The sequence below is a fragment of the Sphingomonas swuensis genome (assembly GCF_039538045.1).
GTDB classification, from domain to species: domain Bacteria; phylum Pseudomonadota; class Alphaproteobacteria; order Sphingomonadales; family Sphingomonadaceae; genus Sphingomicrobium; species Sphingomicrobium swuense.
On sequence record NZ_BAABBQ010000001.1, the window covers coordinates 1,270,675 to 1,294,594 of the forward strand.

The 23,920-nt window shown below is 67.6% G+C and carries 32 protein-coding genes, 1 tRNA gene and 1 pseudogene; 22 read left to right on the forward strand and 12 right to left on the reverse strand.

Going from position 1 to position 23,920, the window contains the following annotated elements; translation table 11 throughout:
• Positions 1–51 precede the first annotated feature (51 nt).
• The 9 genes from ABD727_RS06285 to ABD727_RS06325 all read left to right on the forward strand — a co-directional run bounded on the left by ABD727_RS06285 (position 52) and on the right by ABD727_RS06325 (position 3,674).
• Positions 52–333: a hypothetical protein gene (locus tag ABD727_RS06285; RefSeq protein WP_344706533.1), complete on the forward strand. Its 282-nt coding sequence runs from the start codon at positions 52–54 to the stop codon at positions 331–333.
• Positions 323–751, forward strand: coding sequence for a hypothetical protein (locus tag ABD727_RS06290; RefSeq protein ID WP_344706534.1), 429 nt, complete (start codon positions 323–325; stop codon positions 749–751). Before ABD727_RS06285 ends, ABD727_RS06290 begins: the two co-directional genes overlap by 11 nt.
• Positions 748–1,446: an N-acetylmuramidase domain-containing protein gene (locus tag ABD727_RS06295; protein ID WP_344706535.1), complete on the forward strand. Its 699-nt coding sequence runs from the start codon at positions 748–750 to the stop codon at positions 1,444–1,446. The genes ABD727_RS06290 and ABD727_RS06295 overlap by 4 nt, the downstream gene beginning before the upstream one ends.
• Positions 1,443–1,808 carry a hypothetical protein gene (locus ABD727_RS06300; protein ID WP_344706536.1) on the forward strand — a complete coding sequence of 122 codons (366 nt, stop codon included), beginning with the start codon at positions 1,443–1,445 and terminating at the stop codon, positions 1,806–1,808. Before ABD727_RS06295 ends, ABD727_RS06300 begins: the two co-directional genes overlap by 4 nt.
• Positions 1,805–2,098 (forward strand): hypothetical protein, encoded by a 294-nt coding sequence (locus ABD727_RS06305; protein ID WP_344706537.1) that lies wholly within the window; start codon positions 1,805–1,807, stop codon positions 2,096–2,098. Before ABD727_RS06300 ends, ABD727_RS06305 begins: the two co-directional genes overlap by 4 nt.
• A complete protein-coding gene (locus ABD727_RS06310; protein WP_344706538.1) occupies positions 2,083–2,223 on the forward strand; it encodes a hypothetical protein in 141 nt (46 codons plus the stop codon). The genes ABD727_RS06305 and ABD727_RS06310 overlap by 16 nt, the downstream gene beginning before the upstream one ends.
• The gene (locus ABD727_RS06315; protein ID WP_344706539.1) at positions 2,220–2,858 is read left to right on the forward strand and encodes a hypothetical protein; all 639 of its coding nucleotides are present in this window, start codon (positions 2,220–2,222) and stop codon (positions 2,856–2,858) included. Before ABD727_RS06310 ends, ABD727_RS06315 begins: the two co-directional genes overlap by 4 nt.
• 172 nt (positions 2,859–3,030) lie before the next feature.
• Positions 3,031–3,354 carry a hypothetical protein gene (locus tag ABD727_RS06320; RefSeq protein WP_344706540.1) on the forward strand — a complete coding sequence of 108 codons (324 nt, stop codon included), beginning with the start codon at positions 3,031–3,033 and terminating at the stop codon, positions 3,352–3,354.
• On the forward strand, positions 3,351–3,674 hold the full coding sequence (locus tag ABD727_RS06325) for a hypothetical protein (RefSeq protein WP_344706541.1): 324 nt from the start codon (positions 3,351–3,353) through the stop codon (positions 3,672–3,674). Before ABD727_RS06320 ends, ABD727_RS06325 begins: the two co-directional genes overlap by 4 nt.
• 131 nt (positions 3,675–3,805) lie before the next feature.
• On the opposite strand, the gene ABD727_RS06330 is transcribed toward ABD727_RS06325, so the two are convergent.
• The 5 genes from ABD727_RS06330 to ABD727_RS06350 form a co-directional block, all read right to left on the reverse strand.
• Positions 3,806–3,985, reverse strand: a complete 180-nt coding sequence (locus tag ABD727_RS06330; RefSeq protein WP_344706542.1) for a hypothetical protein — start codon at positions 3,983–3,985, stop codon at positions 3,806–3,808.
• 337 nt (positions 3,986–4,322) lie between these two features.
• Positions 4,323–4,511: a hypothetical protein gene (locus ABD727_RS06335; protein ID WP_344706543.1), complete on the reverse strand. Its 189-nt coding sequence runs from the start codon at positions 4,509–4,511 to the stop codon at positions 4,323–4,325.
• Positions 4,508–4,996 (reverse strand): hypothetical protein, encoded by a 489-nt coding sequence (locus ABD727_RS06340; protein WP_344706544.1) that lies wholly within the window; start codon positions 4,994–4,996, stop codon positions 4,508–4,510. Before ABD727_RS06340 ends, ABD727_RS06335 begins: the two co-directional genes overlap by 4 nt.
• A gap of 91 nt (positions 4,997–5,087) precedes the next feature.
• Positions 5,088–5,164: transfer RNA gene (locus tag ABD727_RS06345), tRNA-Arg, on the reverse strand.
• Positions 5,165–5,176: 12 nt separating this feature from the next.
• Complete coding sequence (locus ABD727_RS06350) at positions 5,177–6,223, reverse strand: alpha/beta hydrolase (protein ID WP_344706545.1); 1,047 nt, start codon at positions 6,221–6,223, stop codon at positions 5,177–5,179.
• A 17-nt stretch (positions 6,224–6,240) separates the two neighbouring features.
• On the opposite strand from ABD727_RS06350, the gene phaR reads away from it, so the two are divergent.
• The 5 genes from phaR (at position 6,241) to ABD727_RS06375 (ending at position 10,164) form a co-directional block, all read left to right on the forward strand.
• On the forward strand, positions 6,241–6,771 hold the full coding sequence (phaR, locus tag ABD727_RS06355) for a polyhydroxyalkanoate synthesis repressor PhaR (RefSeq protein ID WP_344706546.1): 531 nt from the start codon (positions 6,241–6,243) through the stop codon (positions 6,769–6,771).
• Between the two features lie 2 nt (positions 6,772–6,773).
• Positions 6,774–7,196 carry a hypothetical protein gene (locus ABD727_RS06360; protein ID WP_344706547.1) on the forward strand — a complete coding sequence of 141 codons (423 nt, stop codon included), beginning with the start codon at positions 6,774–6,776 and terminating at the stop codon, positions 7,194–7,196.
• Between the two features lie 319 nt (positions 7,197–7,515).
• Entirely contained in the window at positions 7,516–8,274 is a 759-nt protein-coding gene (locus ABD727_RS06365; RefSeq protein WP_344706548.1) for a hypothetical protein, read from the forward strand.
• A 94-nt stretch (positions 8,275–8,368) separates the two neighbouring features.
• Positions 8,369–9,718 carry a bifunctional UDP-N-acetylglucosamine diphosphorylase/glucosamine-1-phosphate N-acetyltransferase GlmU gene (gene glmU, locus ABD727_RS06370; RefSeq protein ID WP_344706549.1) on the forward strand — a complete coding sequence of 450 codons (1,350 nt, stop codon included), beginning with the start codon at positions 8,369–8,371 and terminating at the stop codon, positions 9,716–9,718.
• Positions 9,719–9,798: 80 nt separating this feature from the next.
• Positions 9,799–10,164 (forward strand): DUF7668 domain-containing protein, encoded by a 366-nt coding sequence (locus ABD727_RS06375; protein WP_344706550.1) that lies wholly within the window; start codon positions 9,799–9,801, stop codon positions 10,162–10,164.
• Positions 10,165–10,438: 274 nt separating this feature from the next.
• On the opposite strand, the gene purB is transcribed toward ABD727_RS06375, so the two are convergent.
• The 6 genes and pseudogenes from purB to radC form a co-directional block, all read right to left on the reverse strand.
• Positions 10,439–11,761 (reverse strand): adenylosuccinate lyase, encoded by a 1,323-nt coding sequence (gene purB, locus ABD727_RS06380; RefSeq protein ID WP_344706551.1) that lies wholly within the window; start codon positions 11,759–11,761, stop codon positions 10,439–10,441.
• Between the two features lie 51 nt (positions 11,762–11,812).
• A complete protein-coding gene (locus tag ABD727_RS06385) occupies positions 11,813–13,030 on the reverse strand; it encodes a cation:proton antiporter (RefSeq protein ID WP_344706552.1) in 1,218 nt (405 codons plus the stop codon).
• Positions 12,999–13,412 (reverse strand): annotated as a pseudogene (locus ABD727_RS06390) (cation:proton antiporter domain-containing protein); the annotation flags it as partial. The pseudogene ABD727_RS06390 and the gene ABD727_RS06385, both read right to left, overlap by 32 nt.
• Before the next feature lie 49 nt (positions 13,413–13,461).
• Positions 13,462–15,309 carry an ABC-F family ATP-binding cassette domain-containing protein gene (locus tag ABD727_RS06395; RefSeq protein ID WP_344706553.1) on the reverse strand — a complete coding sequence of 616 codons (1,848 nt, stop codon included), beginning with the start codon at positions 15,307–15,309 and terminating at the stop codon, positions 13,462–13,464.
• A gap of 10 nt (positions 15,310–15,319) precedes the next feature.
• Positions 15,320–15,850, reverse strand: coding sequence for a P-loop NTPase family protein (locus tag ABD727_RS06400; protein WP_344706554.1), 531 nt, complete (start codon positions 15,848–15,850; stop codon positions 15,320–15,322).
• Positions 15,851–15,877: 27 nt separating this feature from the next.
• Positions 15,878–16,558, reverse strand: coding sequence for a RadC family protein (radC, locus tag ABD727_RS06405; RefSeq protein WP_344706555.1), 681 nt, complete (start codon positions 16,556–16,558; stop codon positions 15,878–15,880).
• A 156-nt stretch (positions 16,559–16,714) separates the two neighbouring features.
• Between radC and ABD727_RS06410 the strand changes: the two genes are divergently transcribed.
• The 3 genes from ABD727_RS06410 to ABD727_RS06420 are packed head-to-tail and all read left to right on the forward strand — an operon-like array spanning position 16,715 to position 20,472.
• Positions 16,715–19,879 (forward strand): intermembrane phospholipid transport protein YdbH family protein, encoded by a 3,165-nt coding sequence (locus ABD727_RS06410; RefSeq protein ID WP_344706556.1) that lies wholly within the window; start codon positions 16,715–16,717, stop codon positions 19,877–19,879.
• A gap of 6 nt (positions 19,880–19,885) precedes the next feature.
• Entirely contained in the window at positions 19,886–20,107 is a 222-nt protein-coding gene (locus tag ABD727_RS06415; protein ID WP_344706557.1) for a YnbE family lipoprotein, read from the forward strand.
• Entirely contained in the window at positions 20,104–20,472 is a 369-nt protein-coding gene (locus tag ABD727_RS06420; RefSeq protein ID WP_344706558.1) for a YdbL family probable chaperone protein, read from the forward strand. The genes ABD727_RS06415 and ABD727_RS06420 overlap by 4 nt, the downstream gene beginning before the upstream one ends.
• On the opposite strand, the gene ABD727_RS06425 is transcribed toward ABD727_RS06420, so the two are convergent.
• Positions 20,454–21,167, reverse strand: a complete 714-nt coding sequence (locus ABD727_RS06425) for a hypothetical protein (protein ID WP_344706559.1) — start codon at positions 21,165–21,167, stop codon at positions 20,454–20,456. The two genes, ABD727_RS06420 and ABD727_RS06425, sit on opposite strands and share 19 nt — an antisense overlap.
• Positions 21,168–21,347: 180 nt before the next feature.
• Between ABD727_RS06425 and ABD727_RS06430 the strand changes: the two genes are divergently transcribed.
• From ABD727_RS06430 to ABD727_RS06450, 5 genes are read left to right on the forward strand one after another with little or no spacing between them, the layout of a single operon-like run.
• Entirely contained in the window at positions 21,348–21,674 is a 327-nt protein-coding gene (locus ABD727_RS06430) for an AtpZ/AtpI family protein (RefSeq protein ID WP_344706561.1), read from the forward strand.
• Positions 21,674–22,465: a F0F1 ATP synthase subunit A gene (locus tag ABD727_RS06435; protein ID WP_344706562.1), complete on the forward strand. Its 792-nt coding sequence runs from the start codon at positions 21,674–21,676 to the stop codon at positions 22,463–22,465. The genes ABD727_RS06430 and ABD727_RS06435 overlap by 1 nt, the downstream gene beginning before the upstream one ends.
• 33 nt (positions 22,466–22,498) lie before the next feature.
• Positions 22,499–22,726 carry a F0F1 ATP synthase subunit C gene (locus tag ABD727_RS06440; protein ID WP_129383163.1) on the forward strand — a complete coding sequence of 76 codons (228 nt, stop codon included), beginning with the start codon at positions 22,499–22,501 and terminating at the stop codon, positions 22,724–22,726.
• 36 nt (positions 22,727–22,762) lie between these two features.
• Positions 22,763–23,257, forward strand: a complete 495-nt coding sequence (locus tag ABD727_RS06445) for a F0F1 ATP synthase subunit B family protein (RefSeq protein WP_344706563.1) — start codon at positions 22,763–22,765, stop codon at positions 23,255–23,257.
• The gene (locus tag ABD727_RS06450; RefSeq protein ID WP_344706565.1) at positions 23,250–23,798 is read left to right on the forward strand and encodes a F0F1 ATP synthase subunit B; all 549 of its coding nucleotides are present in this window, start codon (positions 23,250–23,252) and stop codon (positions 23,796–23,798) included. Before ABD727_RS06445 ends, ABD727_RS06450 begins: the two co-directional genes overlap by 8 nt.
• Positions 23,799–23,920: the final 122 nt, after the last annotated feature.

Consider the following 23,920-nt stretch of genomic DNA (forward strand, 5'->3'; position numbering starts at 1 on the left):
AGCATGAGGCCGATGATTCAAGCGCTGCACAGCCGCGGGCAGGGGTAGGGGATGACGCTGCTCTATGTCCTGGCGGTCCTCATCTGGGGATCCACGCTCGTCTACTCCGCCCCCGGCGCCGTGTCGGCTTTCCGCCATTCGGCAAGGCAAGGCGACCCGATGCGCCTCGGGGTCGCGATGGTCTCCGCCACCATCCTGCTCGGCAGTCTGCGCTGGCTCTTCGCGCCGCAGAGCGAGTCCCTGCTCGCGGTGGTGTTCGTCCTGTCCTGCGGCACCGGCTGCTTCGTCCTGCGCCTGATGCGCACCTACGGGAGGGGGCGGCATGTTCGATAAGATCATGGTCGCAGTGGGCGGCTCCTTCGAGCGCGCTCCGTGGGGGTGGGGGCTCCTCGCTCTGCTGGTCGGCGGCTGGTTCAAGCTGAAGCCCGTCCTGACCGAACTCGCCAACAAGCGCGAGAAAGACCTCCTGCAGGAGAGGGCCGACGAGATGGCCAGTATGCGTGACCACATCAGCGCCCTCGAGAAGCGGCTCGACCTCGCCTACGAAGAGATGCGCGTTCTCCGCCACGACCTCGCCAATGCGAACCACGCCCTCGACCTCTTCATGGAACTGATCGAGGCGAACCCCGAGAAGGCCGCGGAACACGCCAAGCGGGTCAAGGTCCGCCGCGACGCTGGCCGGGCACAGATCGGCGAAGAGAAGGTCGCGCTGGCCAGGGCGCGCACTCAGAATATCGTGGATCACCCATGACCCCTCGCGACTTCCAACAGTGGCTCGTCGAGCGCGGGCAGTCGATCGCCGTCGACGGGCTGCCCGGTCGGCAGACGCGCGCGGCGCTCGTGGTCGCCTTCACCAATCCTTGCGCGCCGGCTGTCACCAACGAGGAGATCAGCGGCATCGCCCTGCGCCTCGGTTGCGCCACGCGCCAGCTTCGTGCCGTCGCCAAGGTCGAGAGCGGCGGCACGGCCTACGATGCTCAGGGCCGGCCCAAGGTCCTGTTCGAGCGGCACCTGTTTCACCGCTTCACCGGCGGCGCGCACGGACTTTCCGCCTTCAGCAATCCAAAGGGCGGCGGCTACGGCGAGGACAGCTGGGACAAGCTCGCGCAGGCGGCCTGCCTTGATCCTGTCGCCGCCTTCGCCGCGGTCAGTTGGGGCCGCTTCCAGGTGCTCGGCTCTCATGCCGGAGCCCCGCGCTACCCGGGGATGCTCGACCTCGGCTATTCGTCGCCGCTCGAGCTCGCCTACTCGACCGTGGGCACCGAGGCGGCCCACTACGAGCTGCTGGCCCGCTACATCGAGAAGGCTGGCCTGCGCGGCGCGCTCCGGTCGCTGTCGACCAACCCGGCGGACAACCGCGCTTTCGCCCGGGGCTACAACGGCCCGACCTACGAGACCTTCCGCTACCACGAGAAGCTCGCCGATGCTGTGGCGGCCGCCCGATGACCTGGCTCCGCTCCCTCGCGCCGCGGGACCTTCGCGCGCTGATCGCCCTCATCGCCTCGATCGGCGGCGGGATCGCCATGACGGTGTTCGCTGTCTGGATCACCTGGATCCTGTGGAAGGGGCCTTGGGCCGCCGGCACCGAACTCGCCCGCATCGACAAGCTCGGTCTCGCGCTGATCCTCATCCTGTCGATCAGCGGCATCACTCTCGCCAGCTATGGCCTCGCCATCAACAAGCGGACGCTGAAGCTCGGCAAGGACGGATTCGAAGCGTCGGGCGGTGATGATGCCCCGGCGGCGGCTCAGGCTGTTGCGGCGGCGGCCAGCGAGAAGGCGGAAGAGATCGCCGAGGCGCGACCGTGACGATACCCCGCCGACAGCCCGACCAGCCCTTCGAGGCGCATCAGCAAGAAATGGCGGAGTGGCTCGGCTGCGAGACGGTCGAGGAAATGAACAACGCGCACGACGGTCTGCACGCCGAACTGGCGCAGTGGATGGGTGCGACGTCCTTTTCGCTCCTCATGGCGCAGGGGGTCGCCCTCACTCCCGAACGGCAGGCTTTGGCTGCGCTGGAGGAAGAAGCAGTCCTGTTCGTCCAGCGATGGCTGCAGGGCCTCAAGAACGCAAAGGAGGAAACATGGCTGGCTTTTTGACCAAGGCTGCGGACGTCATTCTGCGGCGCCGCTACGCCTACCGCTCAAGCGTCACCGGACGCTTCGTGAGCAAGGCCTTTGCCGAGGCAAACCCGGCGACCACCTATCGGGTCCGCACGGCATGAAGCGCTTCGTCCTCGCGGCCCTGCTCCTCGCCGGCTGCGACGACGATCAGCCGCGCGCACCGACCCCGGAGGAGATGGGTCCGCTAGGTGACCCGGCGGTCAGCACGGCATGGGAGATCGGCCCCGTCATCAACGGCAACAACTACAGCGGCGGCGCTCCGCTGCACCCGGAGCAGGCCGCAGACGGGCTGGTCATCTCCTTCCCGACGCCCGAGACGCACGTCCACTATGTCGCCTTCCGGCATGGCTCGCTGGCTGGCAAGACCACGATCCGAATGCGCTACCGCGTCGAGGGCGGGCTGTTTCGCCCGGTGAAGGCTCCCGAGCTGCCGAGCATTGGCCCGGTCCTCTACTTCGCGACCAGCGACAACGACTGGCGCAGCGATGGACAGCGCTGGTGGGTCTCCCTGCCGCCGATGCCGATCGAGCCCGGCGAGTATGAACTGGTCGCCTCACTCAAAGGTGTGTGGGGCAGCGTCATGACCATGACCTCCGCCAATGCGGCAGCCTTCGAGGCAGCCAAGGCAAAGGCGGATCGTGTCGGTTTCACCCTCGGAGGCGGGGACGGGCTTGGCCACGGGGTCACTGCCGACACGCCTAGCTCCATCACCATTCTATCATTCGAGGTGCTGTAATGAACTCAGTCTCGCAGACAGGCTACCGGCCCGCCGAAGACATCGCCCGCATGATCTTGGATAGCCAGCGACCCGACTGTGCGGTGTGCGGCAAGCGCTATCTTGAGCATCGCATGGGGTCGGGCTTTCCTGTTTGTCCGGTCATCACGACATACCGAGCGAAGGAAGGCGCATGATCCCGCGCTTCGCCATGCCGCTGATCCCGTGGGGGCGGGTGGGCATTGCCGCCAGCATCCTTGCGGTGACGTTCCTGGCTGCCGCGTGGAAGATCGAGGAGCGCCGCGCTGACAAGCTGCAAGCTCAGGTTGTGAAGTGGCAGACCGCCTTTGGCCGCATCAGTTCGGGCAAGAACGAGCAGAAGGTCATCACCAAGGAGCGCATCGTCGAAGTCGAGGTCCGCGCCAAGGATGCGGACGTTAGGGCCAAGAGGATCGAGGCCGCTCCGTTGCTGGGGCAATGCGCGACGCCGGAAGCAGTGATGGGGGCGGATATATGATGAGCCGTCCAGCCATTACTGCCCGCCCGCAGGCTGAGATTGATCGCAGAGCCCTAAGGAAGCGTATCGCGGCAACCTTCGCGGCATCGCTGGCTTTTCTTGCTGCCGGCTGCGCACACACCCGCTACGTGACTGTCTCCTGCGTCACGCCCGAGCAGGCCAAGGCCCTCAAGAATGCGAAGCCCGGCAAGGTCGGCAGCCAACTTACCGGCAAGGCGGACTCTGACATTCGCCTAGTCTCCGGTAGATTGGTCCGGGTCGAGGCGTGGGGTGACGGTCTGATGCACGTTATCGAGGGATGCGCGGCAAGGCAGGATTAGCCACCAGCCTCCCTATATGGAGAGGGACGGCAATCTCCGGGACGGCTAAACTTGCTTTAGCTATCCTGCGGCGATCCTGCACAGACAGTTGGTCGCCCGTGACTTGTTTGATTGCGTGAATGGCAAGGTTCTCAAGCACTACTCTTTCCTTTGCGCTGTTGCACAACCTGCCACAGGCGGAAAGCCTCGGCCAAGCGCGCTTCGTCTCCATCGACCTTCTCAAAGGCCGCAATCTCCTCAGGGGTGAGGCGCTCCATCAGCCAGCGAATGACATCGCTCTGGCGCTTGTCCGACGTGTCGTGTTTCGGCATGGCTCGCTGCGCCTCTAAGCCGGGTCAGGGTTTCCTCTGAGACCACATAGTCGCGGAAACCACAACCGACGAGGCCGCCCCCGAGGCTGATAACATGGGGATGCGGGCACTTGGCTGCGCGCTTTTTGTCCATCACGCTTTCCTTTCTTCCCAAGGTCTCAGCTCGACCCTAAGCCCCAATCTCGTCCACTCTTCTGACGCACTTTCCTCTCCCGACAGGACACGAGCAACGTGCCACCGGACCAACTCCTGCCGCTGGTCGGGAAGCAGCTTGGCAAACTCCGCCGGGTCAAACCCTATGCGAAGAATGCTTGGTCCTTCTGCCTTGAGGATGGGGCTAGGCATGGTCTTCCGTGAACTTGTCGGCTGCCCTTGCGAGGGTGATGGCGTAAGTGACCTCGGGCACGTCCTCTAGCAGGAAGTCCACGGCCATCTCGGCACCGTAGCGGTCGCCCGTCGCCCGCCACACGGCTTCGACCATCTTGGCGTAAAGGTCTGCGCCGATGCGATCCCGTAGCTCTGTCATACTGATGCCTCCTGCTTCGCGTTGTCGGCGCGAACAATCTCGTCGATCCAGTCATAGTACAGGGCCGACAGGGGGACTTCATAGGAAACCCGCCCGGTCGTGCTGCAAACGAACAGGCGAGGCAGCCAGTCGTGCAAGTCCTCGCTGTCCCACGCGAACCAAAAGGCTCCGTACAGGGCCTTCTTGGCCGGCTTGAGCGCAGAGGTGTCCTCGACCTCGTACAGCAGCAGCTCGCGCCTTTCCCGATCGACCAGGAAGGCGTCGGGCAGGAAGCTCAGCGTTTCCATCTCGTCGGGGTCGCCGCCAAGCTCGTCCCACAGATCCCTGACGACGCGCTTGAACCCGTTGCGGCACATGCGGCTGTCGCTCTCGACTAGGCGCTTAATGGCTGCCTCGTGGCGGGTGTCCTGAGCGGACTTGGTGCCTCGGTAATCCGGCGCATATGGCATCTGCTTGCTCCAGCCTTGTACGGGAGTTGTACGCACGTTCCCTGCTTGTTCACGCTTTTGGGCGCAAGAACCTGCACGGATGCCGCCCACGCCGAAGCGAGGATTGGCACTTTTCTCTAGTGGAGACTGGCGCACCCGACAGGATTCGAACCTGTGGCCTCTGCCTTCGGAGGGCAGCGCTCTATCCAGCTGAGCTACGGGTGCGTCGCGGGTCGTCTAGCGGCGCCGGCCCAAGCCTTCAAGCCATTGTCGAAGCGGCGCGTGAAGGGTCTCGGGCGCGTGGCGGCCGACGATCATCCCGACATGGCCCGACGGGCTGTCGAGCCGCGGCCCCGACGCGGCGCTCGCCGCGGGCACGATGCGGTCGCCCGAGGCAGTGACATGGAGGGTCGGGCAGTCCGGCAACCCGCCTCCGAGCCAGCAGTCGCGTCCGGGCGCATCGGCACCGAACAGCGTCTCGACCAGCTCTGTCGCGGCGGGGAGGGGGAGCGCCTCGCCGGCGTTGGCCCATAGTTCGAGCGCGACGAAGCGGCGGGACTCGGCCGAGCCCGGCTCGAGCATCGCGAAGCGCGCGAACTTGGCGACGGTGCGTTCGGGATCGAGCATCCAGAAGGAGGATTGGAGAAGCTCCATCGGAAGCACGCCGAGATGGCGGGCGACCGGCGCGCTGCCCGCCAGCATCTGCCGGAGCGAGGCTCGGGCGCTCTCGGGGTAAGCGGAGAAATGCCATGGCGAGGCGAGGGTCACCACCGCCGTCACCTCGGGCCGGAGCCGCGCCGCCGCCAGTGAGAGCGTCCCGCCGAGGCAGTAGCCGGCGAGGATTGCGGGACCGATCTCGGCAAGGAGCGGCAGAAGCCGCCGGGTGACATGCTCGCTTAAGGTCAGCGTCGCCCGCTCTGCCGCGGGTCCCCAGTCGAGCAGCAGCACCCGGCGATCCCGCGCCAGCGCCTCGGCCAGCGAGCAATCGGGGTCAAGGTCGAGGATGGTAGGCGGGTTAATCAGCGAGGGCACCAGCACCAGCACCGGCCCATCGCCGCCGCAGTCGCGAAGGCAGGTCCCGTCGACACTCGCCACCACCGGGCGTTCGCGCCCTGGCGGTGGCTCCTCGGCCTCCTCGTAGCGGCGGAGCCCCGTCAGCGCCGCCTTCGCCAGCGCGGGATCGCCCGCCGCCACCTCGCGCACCAGCTCGAGGAACAGCGGCAGGGGGCGGGGCGCCCGCCTTTGTTGCGGTGCGGCAAGAGGCGGTGCTAGGTCGTCGGCCACGCCATGAGGACTGCCCGATGACTGAGGCCCGTGCCAAGATCACGATCAAGAAATATGCCAATCGCCGGCTCTACGACACCGAAAGCTCGACCTATGTGACGCTCGACCGGCTGGCGCAGATGATCCGCGAGGGCCGCGACTTCGTCGTGCTCGACGCGAGGTCGGGCGAGGACATCACCCACCAGGTGCTGACCCAGATCATCGTCGAGGAAGAGGCACGGGGCGGCGCAACCATGCTTCCGGCAAGCTTCCTTCGCCAGGTCATCGGCCTCTACGGCAATTCGATGCAGACCATGGTCCCGCAATATCTCGACGCCGCGATGGCAAATTTCTCCAAGAATCAGGCCTCCTTCAAGGAAGCCTTCGGGAGCAATCTGTTCGCCGACCTCGCCAAGCGCCAGCTTGCCTTGTTCGAGCAGAGTGCCAAGGCGTTCAGCGGGGTCGTGCCCCCGCGACCCGAGCCCGCGCCGGCCAAGGACGAGGACGTCGCCAGCCTCAAGGCCGAGCTCGAGGCGCTCCGCGCCAAGGTCGACCGGCTGGCGCGCTGACCATGATCCTCCTGTTCGCCGCGCTCGCCCTGCAGGGCACCGCGCCCGCCGCCACCCCGACCCCGGCAGACTGGCGCACCCGCCCGCTGACCGCCGGTGCCTGGACCTGGCGCAGCTCGGCCCAGTCCAGCGAGGCACTCTTCTCCGATTCGCTCGGGGTCCAGCTGATCGTCCGCTGCACCCGCGCGACTCGTCAGGTGAGTTTTTCACGTCCCGGGGCAGCCCCGACCGCCGCGATTCGAATCGCCACGACCAGCAGCCAGCGCCAGCTTCCGCCCGGCCAGACGGTGCTTTCGAGCGATCCCCTCCTCGACGCGATTGCCTTCAGCCGCGGTCGCCTGCTGGTCGATGCCGCCGCCACGATGCCGCTGGTGGTGAGAGCCGCGCCGGAGCCGGCACGAGCCATCGAGGATTGCCGAAGCTGACGATCATTACAAGACTTGAACGATCCTCAACTGCGGGCATTCTCGTCCTTGCCAACAACGCAGCGAAAGGAGGTGATCCGATGTCTCATGGTTCAGCAGAGAGGTCGGTGAAGTTCGTTCGGGAGATGCGGGCCTAAACCCCCCGCTGATGGTCTCCCGGGCTGGAGCTCTCCGGCCGCTGACCATGTCGAAGGGGCCGTCGCAGCCAAGCGACGGTCCCTTTTACTTGTCCGGCGACTTGCCCGTTGCTTGATCGATTCGGAACCGTTCCGCCCGTGCATCGTCTTTGCTTGGAACGCGACCACAGGGAGAAGAACAGGTGGCCAAGGGCAGGACGTCCAAGTCGAACAACGCTGGCGGCAACAGCAGCTTCACCAGCCAGGACAGCAGCCATTCTGGCGGTCCGTCGCAGGGTGGCTCGTCGACCTCCGGTGCGTCGCAGTCCGGGGGAGACGACGACAACTCGTCGATGAACGAGACCCTCGACAAGCTCGCCAAGGCGGCGATGAGCAAGGAGATGCTCGCCGCCGGTCTCGCCGCCGCCGCCGCCGCGATCAGCGCCAGCCCGTCGGTTCGCCGCAAGATCCGCGACGCCGGCGCCGACGCCGCCGACAGCGCCAGCAATGCCGCAAGCTCGATGGCCGCGAGCGTCTCGCGCCTCGGCTCGCTGATCGCCGAAGCGGTCGCCGACGCGGCGCAGAAGGTGCTCGGCGGGAGCTCGGGCAGCAGCAGCAGCTCCTCGTCGGGTGGCGCCAAGCGCAGCAGCAGCAGCAAGTCGGGCTCGACCGCAAGTCGCTCGTCGGCCGCCAGCAGCGCCAAGCGCAGTGCCAGCCAGCGCGCCTCGGCCGCCGCCGAGAAGGCGACCGGCACCGGCCGCTCCTCGCCCTCCTCGCGCGCCAAGAAGAGCAGCACCTCCGCTTCGACCGACAGCGCGGCCAAGCCCGCCGCGAAGCGTGCGACCACTGCTCGCTCGACCGCCAGCCGTGCGCGCAGCGGGACCGCCGCGACGCGCCGCGCAAGCTCGACCCGCAAGCCCTCGGGCGGCGGCAACTCGGGCGGCGAGGGCGGCAACAGCTAGCCTCTTCGCTTGACCCCCATCGGCAAGGGGCCGCCGTTCCCACCGGAGCGGCGGCCCTTTGCGCTTTGAACAGGCCCGTGCCAGAGGCGCTCCCATGAATCCGCTTGCCGTCGTCATCCTCGCTGCCGGTCAGGGCACCCGCATGCGCTCCGACCTGCACAAGGTCCTTCATCCGCTCGCCGGTCGGCCGATGCTCCAGCACCTGCTCGGCACCGTCGACGGGCTCGGCGCCGAGCGCGTCGTGGTGGTCGTCGGCACGGGCCGCGAGCAGCTCGAGGCGGCGCTTGCCGGACACGAGCTGACGCTCGCGGTCCAGGCCGAGCAGAAGGGCACCGGCCACGCCGTCCAGCAGGCGCGGGCGGCGCTCGACGGCTTCGACGGCACCGTCCTCATCCTCTACGGAGACACCCCCTGCATCGCCGCCGACACGCTCACCGCGATGCGCCAGCGGCTCGAGGCGGCGGACCAGCCCGGAGTCGTGGTTCTCGCCTCCAGTCCCGAGGATCCCGCCGCCTATGGCCGGGTGATCCTCGGCGAGGGCGACCGGATCGCGCGCATGGTCGAATATAAGGACGCCAGCCCGGACGAGCGCGCCGTGCGGCTGTGCAACAGCGGGATGATGGCGGTCCGCTCGGCCGACCTGTTCCGCTGGCTCGGCCAGGTCGGCAACGACAATGCCGCGGGCGAATATTACCTTCCCGACGTCGTCATGGTCGCCGCCGCCGAGGGCCGCCACAGCGTCGCGGTCGAGTGCGCGCCGTGGCAGACCGCCGGGATCAATAGCCGTGCCGAGCTCGCCCTGGTCGAGCGCGAATGGCAGGGCCGGCGCCGGGCCGAGGCGCTCGCCGGCGGGGCGACCCTGATCGATCCCGAGACCGTCTGGTTCAGCGCCGACACCGAGCTTGGCCGTGACGTGCTGATCGAGCCCAACGTCTTCTTCGGTCCCGGAGTCCGGATCGCCGACGGCGCGATCGTCCGCGGCTTCTCGCACCTCCAGGGCTGCAGTATCGGGAGCGGCGCCGAGGTCGGCCCCTTCGCCCGGCTCCGTCCCGGCGCCGAGCTCGGCGACAGGTCCAAGGTCGGCAATTTCGTCGAGATGAAGAAGGCGCGGCTCGGCGCGGGGGCCAAGGTCAATCACCTCAGCTACATCGGCGATGCCGACGTGGGCGCGAAGGCCAACATCGGCGCGGGCACCATTACCTGCAACTACGACGGCTTCTTCAAATACCGCACTGTGATCGGCGACGGCGCCTTCATCGGCTCCAACTCCTCGCTGGTCGCGCCGGTCAGCGTCGGCAAGGGCGCGATCGTCGGTGCCGGCTCGGTCGTCACCCGCGACGTCGAAGGCGACGCGCTTGGAGTCACCCGGGCCGACCAGAAGCAGCTCTCCGGCTGGGCAGCCCGCTTCCGCGAACGCCAGTCGGCCAAGAAGAGCGGGCAATAACAGGCTGTCGCGAACGTCTGCTTACGACACATTGCGGACACTAGCGTTGTCATGCTTTGCTCGCTGGTGGAGGCTGGCCGATGTTGCAGAGGGACGACTACGAGCACCCGGTGCCCGAGCCGTGGCGCTCGAAGTTCAAGGAGATTGCCTGTGCCTTCGCGACTGACGATTTCCAACTGCGGAATGCGTGCGTCGAAGGGGTTGAGCCTGTCGAACGAGGCATAGCCGACCACATCGCTTCGAACGTGGCTGCCTACGGTGAGCCGCTGGCACCGCTCAATGACGCCACTTGGGAGCGTTCAGTTTATCGGTGGATGAATGGTTATTGGCAGGTGCTCGTCGACCTTACTACCGAGGGAGAGCCCGTGAGCGACCTCACGCTTCATGCGAGGCTCGATGAGCCTGATGGTTGCTATTTGACGATTGAATCCGTTCACGTCCCGTGAGCGCTGGCGAGTGTCCGCTTTCCACGCTTGCGGACATAGGCCGAAACGTCTGCTCGCCACTCAATAACGGACATATCCACCCTACTTGCAATGTAGGACCTCGCTTGCTCTACGAACCGGAGCGGTTCGCTGCTGGGCTCTTTCTCTTCGTCGGTGCGGTTGTGGCTCGTCGGCCACCACCTGTTGCGTAGACGCTTCCCATTCGGGAAGAGAGAGCCGCGCGCGACCCCCGCACCCTGTGAACTTCGAGAACTTCGCCGCGCTACGGACGGCCTTAGCGGCGGCCGAACACCCGCTCGAAGATCGTGTCGACCTGGCGGAAGTGGTAGCCGAGGTCGAAGCTTTCCTCGAGCTTTTCCGGCGGCAGCAAGGCGGTGACCTCGGGATCGGCCTTGAGCAGGTCGAGCAGGCTCAGCGCCCCGTCCGACTCCCACACCTTCATCGCATTGCGCTGGACCTTGGCATAGGCGTCCTCGCGGCTCAGGCCTGCCTGGGTCAGCGCCAGCAGCACCCGCTGCGAGTGGACCAGCCCGCCCATCCGGTCGAGGTTCTTCTGCATCCGCTCGGGATAGACCAGCAGCTTGTCGATCACCCCGGTCAGCCGCGCCAGCGCGAAGTCGAGGGTGATCGTCGCGTCGGGGCCGATGTAACGCTCGACCGAGGAGTGGCTGATGTCCCGCTCGTGCCACAGAGCGACATTCTCGAGCGCAGGAGTGACCGCGCTGCGGACCATCCGGGCAAGGCCGGTGAGATTTTCGGTCAGCACCGGATTGCGCTTGTGCGGCATCGCGCTCGAGCCCTTCTGCCCGGGCGAGAAATATTCCTCGGCTTCGAGCACCTCGGTGCGCTGAAGGTGGCGGATCTCGGTCGCCAGCCGCTCGATCGAGGAGGCGATGACACCGAGCGTCGCGAAGAACATCGCATGCCGGTCGCGCGGGATGACCTGGGTCGAGGTCGGCTCGGGGGTCAGGCCGAGGCGCTTCGCGACATGCGCCTCGACCCTCGGATCGATGTTGGCGAAGGTGCCGACCGCGCCCGAGATGGCGCAGGTCGCGATCTCCGCCCGCGCCGCCTCGAGCCGGACGAGGTTGCGGGCGAACTCGGCATGGGCCTGGGCGAGCTTGAGGCCGAAGGTGACCGGCTCGGCGTGGATGCCGTGGCTTCGGCCGATGGTCGGGGTCAGCTTGTGCTCAAAGGCGCGCCGCTCGAGCACCGCGAGCAGTTGCTTATGGTCCTCGATGAGGATGTCCGAGGCCTGCGCCAGCTGCACCGCCAGCGCGGTGTCGAGCACGTCCGAGCTGGTCATGCCCTGGTGGAGCCAACGCCGCTCGGGCCCGAGCTTCTCGCCGGCCCAGGTCAGGAAGGCGATGACGTCATGCTTGGTGACCGCCTCGATCGCGTCGATCGCCGGCACGTCGACCGGATCGATCACCCCGCGGCCATGCGCCTCCACGATCTTGGCGGCGTCCTCGGAGGGGATCATCCCGATCTCGCCCATCGCCTCGGCGGCGAACACCTCGATGTCCCACCAGATCCTGAAGCGGTTCTCGGCCGCCCAGATGGCGGTCATGGCGGGGCGGGAATAGCGCGCGATCATGGCCGCGCCCGCTAGCAGGGGCGGGGCCTTGCCGCAACGCGGGTGACCCGCTCAGCGAAGGTCGAGCTGCTCGCCGCGCTGGAACAGGATGCCGAGTTCCTCGAGGTCGAGGTCGCGCTCGAGGTCGTGCAGCACCTCGTCCTCGATCTGGCCTTCGCGGTGCAGCCGGATGAGCTCCGCGCGACCGGTCGCAATGGCGGCGAGCATGACCTCGAAGTGGGTCTGGATGCCCTTCATGAAGCCGTCCGGCTCGCGCGCATAGCGCTCGGTCGCCCGGGCCCGGCTCTGGTACATGTCGAGCAATTGCGGATGGATGAGCTGGCCGTCGCTGTCATAGGCCCGGGCCTCCGCCGCCTGCAGCTTGGCACGGGCGATCGCCGCCTCGGCCTCGGCGAGGCTCATCGGCGGCAGTGAGTCGCGATCCTCAAGCCCGACGCCCTTGATCAGCCGGCCAAGGCTGCCGCCCTGTACCAGCACGGTCACCAGGATGACGGCGAAGCCGGCGATCAGCATCAGGTCGCGGCCGGGCATCTGCTCGGGCAGGGTCAGCGCCACCGCCAGCGTGACCACGCCGCGCATCCCGGTCCAGGCGAGCACGGTGGCCTGTGCGCCGCCGAGAGGCCTCGCCCGCTTCACCCCCAGGCGACGAAGCAGGCGGAGAAGCCCGTCGCTTGCGAAGACGTAGACGAAACGCGCGCCAATGACGGCGAGGATGATCCCGACGAGGGGCGCCGCCATGGTGGTCGTCACCGCCTCGATCCCGCCCGCGCGCTCGACGATGCTGCGGAGCGAGAAGCCGATCAGGATGAAGACCAGCGCCTCCAGGCTGAAGATCATCGTTCGCCAGAAGGCGCTGCCCTGCAGGCGGACCCGCGCGCTCATGGTGACATGCTGGTACCAGCCGAAGATCAGTCCGGCAGTGACGGTGGCGATGACGCCCGAAACGTGGATCGCCTCGCCCGCCAGATAGGCGGCCCAGCACAACAGGGTCGCGCTGGTGACGATCAGCGTCTGATCCTCGATCCGGCGGATCAGCAGCACCCAGGCGCTGCCGATGGCCGAGCCGACCAACACTCCGCCGACTGCGAGCATGACGAAGCTTCCGACCGCCGCGTCCAGTGCGAAGGTGCCACTCAGCGTCGCGGCGACGGCGAAACGGAACAGCGTCAGCCCCGTTTGCGTCGTTGAGCAGGCTTTCGCCCTCCAGCAGCGCCTGCAGTCGGCGCGGAAGCCGCACCCGCTGGAGAATGGCGCGCGCCGAGACGGCATCGGGCGGGGAGAGGATGGCACCGAGCGCGAAGCAGGCCGCCCATGGCAGCGCCGGAAGCAGCCACTTGGCGACCATTGCGACGGCGAGCGTGGTGAAGAGCACCGCGCCGATCGCCAGCGAGAGGATACCCGGCAGGTGCCGGCGGAAACGGCCGAAGGCGGTGTAATAGGCTCCGTCGAACAGCAGCGGGGGAAGGAACAGGACCAGCGCCAGCTCGGGATCGAGGGTGACCTGCGGCAGGCCGGGGATGAAGGCGAGAAGCCCGCCGCCGACGAGGAGTGCCGCCGAGGGCGGAAAACGCAGCTTCAGCGCCAAAGCGTGCAGCGCGATCACCGCCGCGAGGAGCAGGAGCACCAGCTCGAAGGTCGCGACCGCACTCATCGCGGGCACTTATCGGCGCGGCGACGAGCCAGCGTCAATCGCGCGTCGCTCAGGCGGCTTCCTTCTCCAGTTGCTCGCTGAGCTCCAGCCACTTCGCCTCGGCCCGCTCGAGCGCTTCGGCCACTTTCGCACGGCGCTTGGACAATTCGCCCATCGAGAGCTTGGCAAGCTGCGGGTCGGCGCCGGTCGGATCGAACATCGCGCGGTCAAGCGCCGAACGCTGCTCGGCAAGCTTGAGGCTTTCCTGCTCGGCTTCGCTCGCGGCCTTTCGGAGGGCCTTGGCGTCCTCGCGCGACTTGCCGTTGGCCGCCTTGGGCTTGGTCTCGGCCTTGGGCTGGTTCCGGCCGAGCACGAAGTCGATGTAATCCTCGATGCTGCCGGCATAATCGACCGCGCGGCCGTCATCGACCAGCACCAAGCGGTCGGCGGTGAGCTCGACCATGTGACGGTCGTGGCTGATCAGGATGACCGCGCCGTCATAGTCGTTCAAGGCCTGGACGAGTGCTTCGCGGGCGTCGACGTCGAGGTGGTTGGTCGGCTCGTCGAGGATCAGGAGGTGCGGAGCCTCGCGGGTGATGAGCGCCAGCGCCAACCGCGCCCGCTCGCCGCCCGACAGCTTGTTGGTGACGGTCGTCGCCTTGTCACCGGAGAAGCCGAAGCGGCCGAGCTGCGCGCGGACGGCGGCGGGTGACTGCCCCTCCATCGCCCGGCTCATGTGCATCAGCGGGGTCTCGTCGCCGTGCAATTCCTCGACCTGATACTGGGTGAAATAACCCACCCGCATCTTGCCGGTCGCAACCATCCCGCCTTCCATCGGAGCGAGCTGCGCGGCGAGCAGCCGGGCGAGCGTGGTCTTGCCGTTGCCGTTGCGGCCAAGCAGCGCGATCCGGTCGTCGGGATCGATGCGGAGGTTGAGCTTCCGCAGGATCGGCGTCTCGCTGTAGCCGACCGCCGCCATCTCGAGCGTGATCAGCGGCGGCTTGAGCTCGCTGGGCGAGGGGAAGGCAAAGCTGAGCGAGGGATCGTCGGCCATCGCCGCAATCGGCTGCATCTTGGCCAGCATCTTGGCCCGGCTTTGTGCCTGCTTGGCGGTCGAGGCCCGGGCCGAGTTGCGCGCGATATAGTCCTGGAGCCGCGCGCGCTGTGCGTCCTGGCTGGCCTTGGCCGCGGCGAGCTGAGCGGCGCGCTCGGCCCGCTGTCGCTCGAAATCGTCATAGCCGCCGGCATATTGCGCGAGGCGTCCACCCTCGACGTGAAGGATGGTGTCGACGACGTTGTTGAGAAGGTCGCGCTCGTGGCTGATGACCACCAGCGTTCCCGCATAGTCCTTGAGGAAGTTCTCGAGCCACAGGGTCGCTTCGAGATCGAGGTGGTTCGAGGGCTCGTCGAGCAGCAGGATGTCGGGCTCGGAGAAAAGCAGGGCGGCAAGCGCGACGCGCATCTTCCAGCCGCCCGAATAGCTGTCGAGCGGGCGCGCCTGCATCTCCTCGTCGAAGCCGAGGCCGAGCAGGATCTTCGAGGCCCGCGAGGGCGCGCCATAAGCGTCGATCGCGAGCAGGCGCTCGTGGACGTCGCCGAGGCGATCCATGTCGCTGTAGTCCTCGGCGGCGATCATCAGTTCGGCGCGTTCGGTGTCGGCCGCGAGGACGGTCTCGAACGGGGTCGCATCGCCACTCGGCGCTTCCTGCGCGATATAGCCAAGGCGGGTGCGCTTTGGCATCTCGATCTCGCCGTCGTCGGCCTCGAGTTGGCCGATCATCACCTTCATCAGGGTCGACTTGCCCGCCCCGTTGCGGCCGATCAGCCCGACGCGGCTCTTCGGGCGGATGGTCGCGGTCGCGCGGTCGAGGATCGTCCGCCCGCCAAGGCGCATCGTGATTCGATTGATGGTCAGCATTTGCGCGCGCCTACACGGCTTTCGTGGCGAACTGAAGGCGAAGCCGCTCGCACAAAGCGGCGGCGTCGGCATCGGAACGCAAAAGCACCACCGGGCAGGTCGCGGTCTCGGCAAGTCGTGCGATCTTGCGGCGCTGCGAATGACGGGTAGTCACGATGTAGTGGATAAACCCGGGCAATGAGCGGAGCCGTTCGGGACAGCCCTCGGCCATGTCGGGGCGGGTCCGGCCGAGCTGGGTCGCCGCGCGCCTCACCACGCGCCACCCGCGCAACAAGGCGGGCCGGTCGAGCCAGACGAGCAGATCGGCGCGGGCGAGGCGGCTTGGCCAGGTCGTGCTGTGGCCCCCCTCGAAGATCCAGCGCTCGCCCGCTTCGGCCTCGCCGCAGAGGCGGGTCTTCTCTGCCGGACTGCGCTCGACCCAGCCCGGTTGCCAGTGGATCCGGTCGATGTGGATGACGGGCAGCCCGGTCGCCTCGCCGAGTGCGGCGGCGAGGTGGCTCTTCCCCGAGCCCGGCTGACCGACGATCATGATCCGCTGCATGCGAAGGCCATAACAGCCTTGAGAGCGCTACATCAGCCCCATGGCGCGCAGGCTGGAGCGGCCCTGCGCACCGACGATGACATGATCGTGGACGGTGATCTTCATGTGGCGGCCGGCCTCGACGATGTCGCGGGTGAGGCGGATGTCCTGCTGGCTCGGCGTCGGGTCGCCGCTCGGATGATTGTGGACGAGGATGATCGCGGTTGCGCCGAGCGCGATGGCGCGGGCGATCACCTCGCGTACATGGACCGCGGCCTCGTCGACCGACCCTCGCCACATCGCTTCGTTCGCGATGAGCACATTCTTGGCGTTGAGGAAGAGGATCCGAACTTCCTCGACATGGGCGTGCGCCATGGCGGCCTGGAGATAGTCGCCGAGCGCATCCCAGCTCGAGAGGATCGGGCGGGCCTCGGTACGGGTCTCTAGCAGGCGCAGCGCAGCCGCTCGGGCGATCGCGAGGGCGCCGATGACGCCCTCGCTCAGCCCCTCGCGGCGGAGCACCTCGGGTGGGGCCTCGAGCAATGGCCCAAGTCCGCCGAACGAGGAAATCAGCTGCTTTGCCAATGGTTTGGTATCGCGGCGCGGGATTGCGAGAGTCAGCAGATATTCAACCAGCTCGTGGTCGAGCAATGCGTCGCCGCCGCCGTCCAGCAGCCGATGCCGAAGGCGCGCGCGATGCCCGTCGGCGCCATTCGGCTTGTCGCCCATGAGAGGGAGGCTATGCCGCTTCGGTGCCGGGTGCAACATGTCGGCAGCGGAACGGTCCTCCGGCCGAACGGTTAGGCGAGGTTAGTGACGGAAGTAACGACGGTCGGGACGGAGGCAGATGGGTCAGCGACCGTGGTCGTTCGTCGCCGTCGTCGCGTGCCCCGCCTACTCGGCCTCATCCTCGTTGGACTGCTCCTGCTGCTGGTGGCGGTCGCGCTCGTCCTGTGGACCCAGCGCCGCCCGCTGGCCACCGATATCCTCCGCAAGGAACTGGAGAAGCGGGGAGTCCAGGCGACCTTCACCGTGGATCGGGTCGGGCTTCGCACGCAGCAGGTGTCGAACCTCGTGCTTGGCGATCCGCGCAATCCCGATCTCACCGCCCGGCTCGCGCAGATCCAGATGCGCATCAAGTGGACCGGCCAGGTCGAATTCTACCGGGTCGTCGCGCGCGGTGTGCGGCTCAATGGCCGGGTGGTCGGCAACAGGGTGAGCTGGGGCCAGGTCGATCGCCTCCTTCCGCCGCCCTCGGGCAAGCCCTTCACCCTTCCGGACATCAGTGTCGATCTCGCCGATACCTCCATCGCCATGGCGACCCCGATGGGGCCGATCGGGATCGCGGTCGAAGGCTCGGGCAACCTCACCGGCGGCTTCAAGGGACGGCTTGCGGCAGCCAGCCCGGCGCTCGACGCGGGACGCTGCACGCTGAGCGGCATGCGTGCCGCCTTCGACGTATCGGTCCGTGCCCGCCGGCCGCAGGTCGCCGGGCCGCTCAGCGCCAGCTCCTTCGCCTGCCCCGCCAGCAACATCGCCGTCGCCCAGCCGCGCTTCGACATCGACAGCAGCTTCTCGGAGGGCTTCGGCCGCTTCGACGGCAAGGGCCGGATGAGCGCGGCGGCACTCGCGGCCGGGGTCAACCGGCTCGACCGCTTCAATGCCGACCTGACGTTCGCAGGGGATCCGACCAAGATCCTCGGGCGGGTGCGGCTGGCCGCGGCGGGAGCTCGAATGGCGCAGCTGACTGCGGCCCGGACCCGGCTCGACGGCCGCTACTTCCTCAATGCGGCGCGAGGGCAGATCAGTCTCGTCGCCGACTATGGCGCCAACGGCGTCGATCTCGACCCATCGCTCACCCGCAACCTCACCGCGGCGCTCGGCGGCGCTGGTGGAACACCGCTCGAGCCGGTCGCCGTGCAGCTTCGGCGGAGCATCGACCAGGCGACCCGGGCGATGGCCGCGAAAGGTTCGCTCCGCCTCGTCAACGTCGCCGGCGGAGGCGGCGTTCGAATCGAGACCGCCGATGTGACCAGTGCGTCGGGCGCCCGAGTGCTCGTCGGCGGGCAGGGCGACGGAATCACTTACTATTGGCCTTCCAATCGGCTGCGCGTCGACGGCCGGGTCCGCACGCGCGGCGGCGGATTGCCGACCGCGGACCTCGCCCTGTCGATGCCGCGCGGTGGCGGCGCGATGAGCGGAACGCTGGTCATGCAGCCCTACCAGGCCGGCAATGCCCGGCTGGCGCTCGCCCCGGTCCGCTTCGCCGCGCTCGGCAATGGCGGCACCCGTGTGGACACAGTCGCGCTGGTCGACGGGCCGCTATCGGGCGGCAGCGTCAGCGGGCTGCGCGTTCCGGTCAACGGCACATTCGGTCCGGGAAGCGCGCTCGCCTTCGGGCGCGGCTGCGTGCCCCTGGCCTTCTCGGCGCTGCGCCTGGGAGCGCTGCAACTCGGCCGCACCAGCCTGCCGGTCTGCGCGACGGGGCAGGCGATCGTCTTCCGCCAGGCCGACGGCGACGTCGCGGTGCGGGCCTTCACCCGCGACCTCGCGCTCAACGGTCGGCTCGGCTCCTCGCCGTTCGCGGCGCGTGCGGCGCGTGCGGCAATGGTCGGTTCGCGCGGCTTCGACCTTGACCAGGTGACGGCGCGGATGGGCAATTTTGAGGCGCCGATCCTGCTCAACGCGGCGAGCCTTGCCGGCACCTTCTCGGGAAGCGGCATCTCGGGTCGCTTCGACGGTGCCGACGCGACCATCGGCCGGGTGCCGGTCAAGCTGACCGAGGCCGACGGCCGCTGGCTCTACTATCGAAACCGACTGACAGTGAACGGTGCCGCTACCGCCAATGACATCGGCGCCGAGCCGCCGCGCTTCTATCCACTGCGGACCAATGACTTCACCTTCTCGCTGGCCGGCAGCGACATCCGCGCCGCGGGTTCGCTGCGCCATCCGGGCACCGGGGCGCTGGTCACAAACGTCGCCATCCGCCACGACCTTGGCCGGGGTGTCGGGGGCGCGACCCTCGACGTGCCGGGGCTCGCCTTCCGCCAGAACGGCCTCCAGCCCGAGATGATCACCCGCCTGACCGAGGGCGTGATCGCGCTCGTCAACGGAACGGTGACCGGGCAGGGACGGATCGCCTGGAACGGGCAGGGGCAGGTCACCTCGACGGGTGAGTTCTCGACCAACGGCATGGACCTTGCGGCCGCCTTCGGTCCGGTCACCGGGCTGCAGGGCACGATCCGCTTCACCGATCTGCTCGGGCTCGAGACCGCGTCCGGCCAGACCCTCAGGGTCGCCACGGTAAATCCCGGCATCCTGGTCGAGAACGGCGTCCTCACCTACCAGCTGCTTCCCGGCCAATTGGTCCGCATCCAGTCGGGGCGCTGGCCCTTCATGGGCGGCGAGCTGATCCTTCGCGAAACCGTCCTCAACCTTGGCCGGCCGAGCCCGAAGCGGCTGACCTTCGAGGTGCGCGGGCTCGACGCCAACATGTTCGTCAACAGCTTCGGCTTCAACGACATCCGCGCCGAGGGCACCTTCGACGGGGTGCTGCCAATGATCTTCGACGACCAGGGCGGCCGGATCGTCGGCGGTCGGCTCGACAGCCGTGATCCGGGCGGGCGGTTGTCCTATGATGGCGCGGTCAACAAGGCCAACCTCGGCACCGCCGGCAACCTCGCCTTCAACGCGCTTCGCGACCTCCGCTTCCGCTCGATGATCATTCGCCTCGACGGCGACCTCGCGGGCGAATTCGGGACCCGCCTGACCATCGACGGGGTCGGGCTCGCCGGGACCAACGGAACCCAGCGCCTGATCAGCCGCTTCGTCGGCCGGCTGCCTTTGAAATTCAACGTCTCGATCCGCGGCCCATTCCGAGCGCTGATCGGCACCGCCAAGTCGCTGCGCGATCCGCGCACGCTGATCGACACCACCCTCGATCGTCCTCTGGGCAACATCCCGGGGATCGTCACCGAAGTCCGGCGACGCGAGGAAGAAACCGACCAGACCCAGACGCCCGTCGTCGAGAAGACCGAGCCCGCGAGGTAGATGACAATGAGACGAACCCTGATCCTGAGCCTGCCGCTCGCTGCGGCGCTTGCCGGCTGCGTCAACGTGCGCACCCCCGAGAAGCCAATCGAGATCAACCTCAATGTCGCCATCCGCCAGGAGGTTCTGGTGCGGATGCAGCGCGACGTCGACACGCTGATCAATCAGAACCCCGAGGCCTTCCCGCAGCGGCCCGCAGTGCCGGCGAACCCGCAGGGACAGCGATGATTCGCTGGCTGGGCCTCGCGCTGGTCGCCGTCGCCGGCGCGGCGGCGGCGCAGAGCGCCTATTTCGGTGCACGATCGGCAGGGCAGGTGGGCGAGCGCTACGACGGCTATCTCGGTTATTCGGCATCGCCGCCGGGACCGCAGGCGCGCCAACAGACCGAGGCGATCAACATCCGTCGCCGGGCTCTCTACACCAGCCTTGGGCAGCGCAAGGGCGTCAGTCCGCAGGAGATTGGGATCACCGCCGGCTGTACGCTGCTCGGCCGGGTCGAGGTCGGCGAAAGCTATCTTCTGGGCGACGGGCAGTGGCGGCGGCGCGGGCCCGGGCAGCCCGCGCCCGTGCCGGACTATTGCACCGGCGGCTGAGGCTCGAAGCCGGAGCGATACTCGGTCTTGAGGCGCCCCAGCATGGTCGCGGTGAGCGGCAGCTCGATCGCATAGGCGCCCTCGGCATAGGATCCCGCCACATAGGGATCGGCGGTCACCAGCACATGGTCGAGCAGTCCGTCGCGATCCTTGTCCGACAGGGCCAGGCTGAGCTCCTTCAGCGCAGGGCAGGCGCCGGCCCAGTCGCCCCGCACCACCGGCTGCTGCCGCCGCCGCGTCCGTTCGCGGTCGAGCAGCACGCAGTAGGGCTGGCGAATGGCACCATCCCAGCTCATCCCGGGCCGGAGCAGCGCCGCGATGGTCAGCTCCTTTCCAAGGCGGCGGTCCCACAGCAAGGCCTTGGTCCCGCTGTTGGAGTGCGCGCCGCCCGTGTAGGCGCTGACCGAGCCCAGCAGCGACAGCAGCCGCGCGCTCTGGCCCATGGTCTTCCACTCGCGCCGGAAGTCGAGCCCGTTCCAGTCAAGCTTGGCCTCGGCACGAAATGCCTTCTCCGCCTTGGCAAGTCCAAGCATCCGCTTGCGCTCGCTCGCGGCATCGGCGCGGAAGCGTCTGGATAGCGCGGGGATCGCCTCCGCTTCGCTCGACCAGCGATAGCTGAAGGCGAGGTCGCGGGAGGTCTCGGCGATGCTCACCGGTGCGGCGACCAGGAGCAGCGGCAGAAGTGCAACAGCCATGCCCGGCAAGCTAAGTGGCCCCGTCTCGAACGGCAAGGCGCGTGAGCGGCACGGTTGACCTCGCGGCCCGCCCTGCTAAAGGGGCGGCGCCTTGGCGGGCCGTGACGCCGCCATGTTCCTTGCCTGACCGCGCGCGATGCTCATTCCCGAGCGCCGCCGCGCACATGATGGAGTAAGAGCATGGCGGAAGAAGGCCCCGGGCAGGACGACAGGCTTCCCGCCGATGCGCGGCTCGACAGTCTCGAACAGAGGCTGGCCGAAGCGCAGAAGAAGGAAGCGGTCAGGACCGGCAAGGGACCGGCCCAGGATGCCAATGAGCAGCTGGGCAATCGGGTTCTCGCCACCCTGATCGGCGGACTGCTGGGCGGAACGATCGTCGGCTGGGCACTCGACCAGCTGCTCGGTACGTGGCCGATGCTCTTTATCACGTTGATGGTGCTCGGCACCGTCAGCGGGTTTTGGAGCATCATCAAGATGTCGAACGCTAAGACCAAGAGGGACCAATAGTGGCCGCCGAATCGGGCAAGATCGATCCGATGCACCAGTTCCAGGTCGAACCCCTGTTCGGCCATGACTGGAGCATTGCGGGCCACTCGATCGCCTTCACTAACAGCTCACTGTGGATGCTGTTCACGCTCGCCGCCATCTGGCTGTTCATGCTTGGCGGCATGAAGCGCGAACTGGTGCCCGGCCGCTGGCAGGTCGCGGTCGAAGGCGTCACCGGTTTCATCACCAACATGATGGAAGCCAACGTCGGGCCGCAGGGACGCAAGTACGTCCCCTACGTATTCTCGCTCTTCATGTTCATCCTGGTCGCCAACATCCTCGGCATGCTGCCGCTGGGCCTCATCCCGGGCGTCCATCCCTTCACGGTGACGAGCCACCTGACCGTCACCGGCGTGCTCGCGATCGTCTCCTTCGCGATTGTCCTGGTGGTCGGCTTCGCTCGCCACGGCCTGCACTTCTTCAGCCTGTTCGTGCCCCACGGCACGCCCGGCCCGATGATCCCCTTCATCTTCCTGGTCGAGCTTTTCAGCTTCCTGGTCCGCCCCTTCAGCCTGGCGCTGCGACTGTTCGTCGCGATGACCGCCGGCCACATCCTCCTGAAGGTGCTGGCAGGTTTCGTGATCAACGGCGCCAATGCCGAGGCGCTCTGGGTCGCTCCCGTGGTGAGCATCCCGAGCCTAATCCTGATGATCGGCATCAGCGCGCTCGAGCTGCTGGTCGCTGCCATCCAGGCCTATGTCTTCGCGCTGCTGACGAGCCTCTATCTCAACGACGCGATCAACCTTCACTAACCTTCACAACAAGATACCAAAGGGAGTTTGAACATGGACGCAGAAGCCGCAAAGCTGCTCGGTGCTGGTCTCGCCGCCATCGGCGTCGGCATGGCCGCGCTTGGCGTGGGTAACGTCTTCGGCTCGTTCCTCGAGAGCGCGCTTCGCAACCCGGCCGCCGCCGACAGCCAGCAAGGCCGTCTGTTCATCGGCTTCGCCGCTGCCGAGCTTCTCGGCCTGCTGGCGTTCGTCGTTGCCATGATCCTGCTGTTCGTCGCCTAAGCGACCGTTCAGCACAGCAACAATCGAGGTCGGCCAGTGCCGCAAATCGCGCAAATTCCGGAGATCTTCGCCTCCCAGCTGTTCTGGCTGGTGATCACCTTCGGGCTGCTCTTCCTGGTCGTTGGATTGGGCATGGTTCCCAAGATCCAGGGCACGGTCGATCTGCGTGACAGCCGCATCGCGGCCGACCTCCAGACTGCCGCGAGCGCCCGCGAGACCGCGAATCGTCTCGAGGCGGATTATCGTGCGGCGCTCGACCGCAGCCGGGCCGAGGCGGCCCGTGTTGCGGCTGAGGCCAAGGCGACGGCCGCCCAGGCGACCGAAGCCCGGGTCAAGGCCGCCGATGCCTCGGCGCAGGTCAAGCTCGAGGACGCATCGCGGCGCATCGCCGAGGCGCGTTCCTCGGCGCAGGCCGAGATCGAGGCGGTCGCCGCCGAGGCCGCCGCCGCCATGGTCAGCCGTGTCGCTGGCCTCACCGTCGACGAGGGCACCGCCCGCGCCGCCGTCCAGCAGGAGCTCGTCCGTGGCTGAGAATCTGCAGGAAAAGACCAACACCGAAGTCCAGGCCAACGTCGAACATCATGTCGACCCGTCGGCGCTCGGCTTTGATGCCACCATGCTCGTCGGCCTCGCCATGGCGGTGGTCGTCGCGCTGATGCTGTGGAAGAAGGTCCCCGCCGCGATCGGCAAGGCGCTCGACGGCAAGATCGCCGGCATTCGTGCCCAGCTCGACGAAGCCGCCGCGCTTCGCGCCGAGGCCGAGAAGATCAAGGCCGAGTATGAGGCCCGCTCGGCCGCGTCCGAGGGTGAAGCCGCGGCCATGCTCGATCGTGCCCGCAACGAGGCTGATGCCATCCGCGCCAAGGCCGAGGCCGACGCGGCCGCGCTGGTCGAGCGTCGGACTCGCATGGCCGAGGACAAGATCGCGGCCGAGGAGCGCGCCGCACTGCAGCAGCTTCGCGCGACCGCCGCCGATGCCGCCGCCAAGGCCGCCAGCCGGATCATCGCCGATCGCCACGATGCGGGCAGCGACAAGGCGCTGGTCGACCAGGCGATCGCCAACATCCGTTAAGCACCTCGCGCAGGCCAAGCACTGCCGGCAAGCGATGAGACTGACCGGCGAATCGCACGGATGGGCGATTCGCCGGACCCGTCTCTGTCGCCGGCGAGCTTAGCCGCAGTCCTCAAGATCCG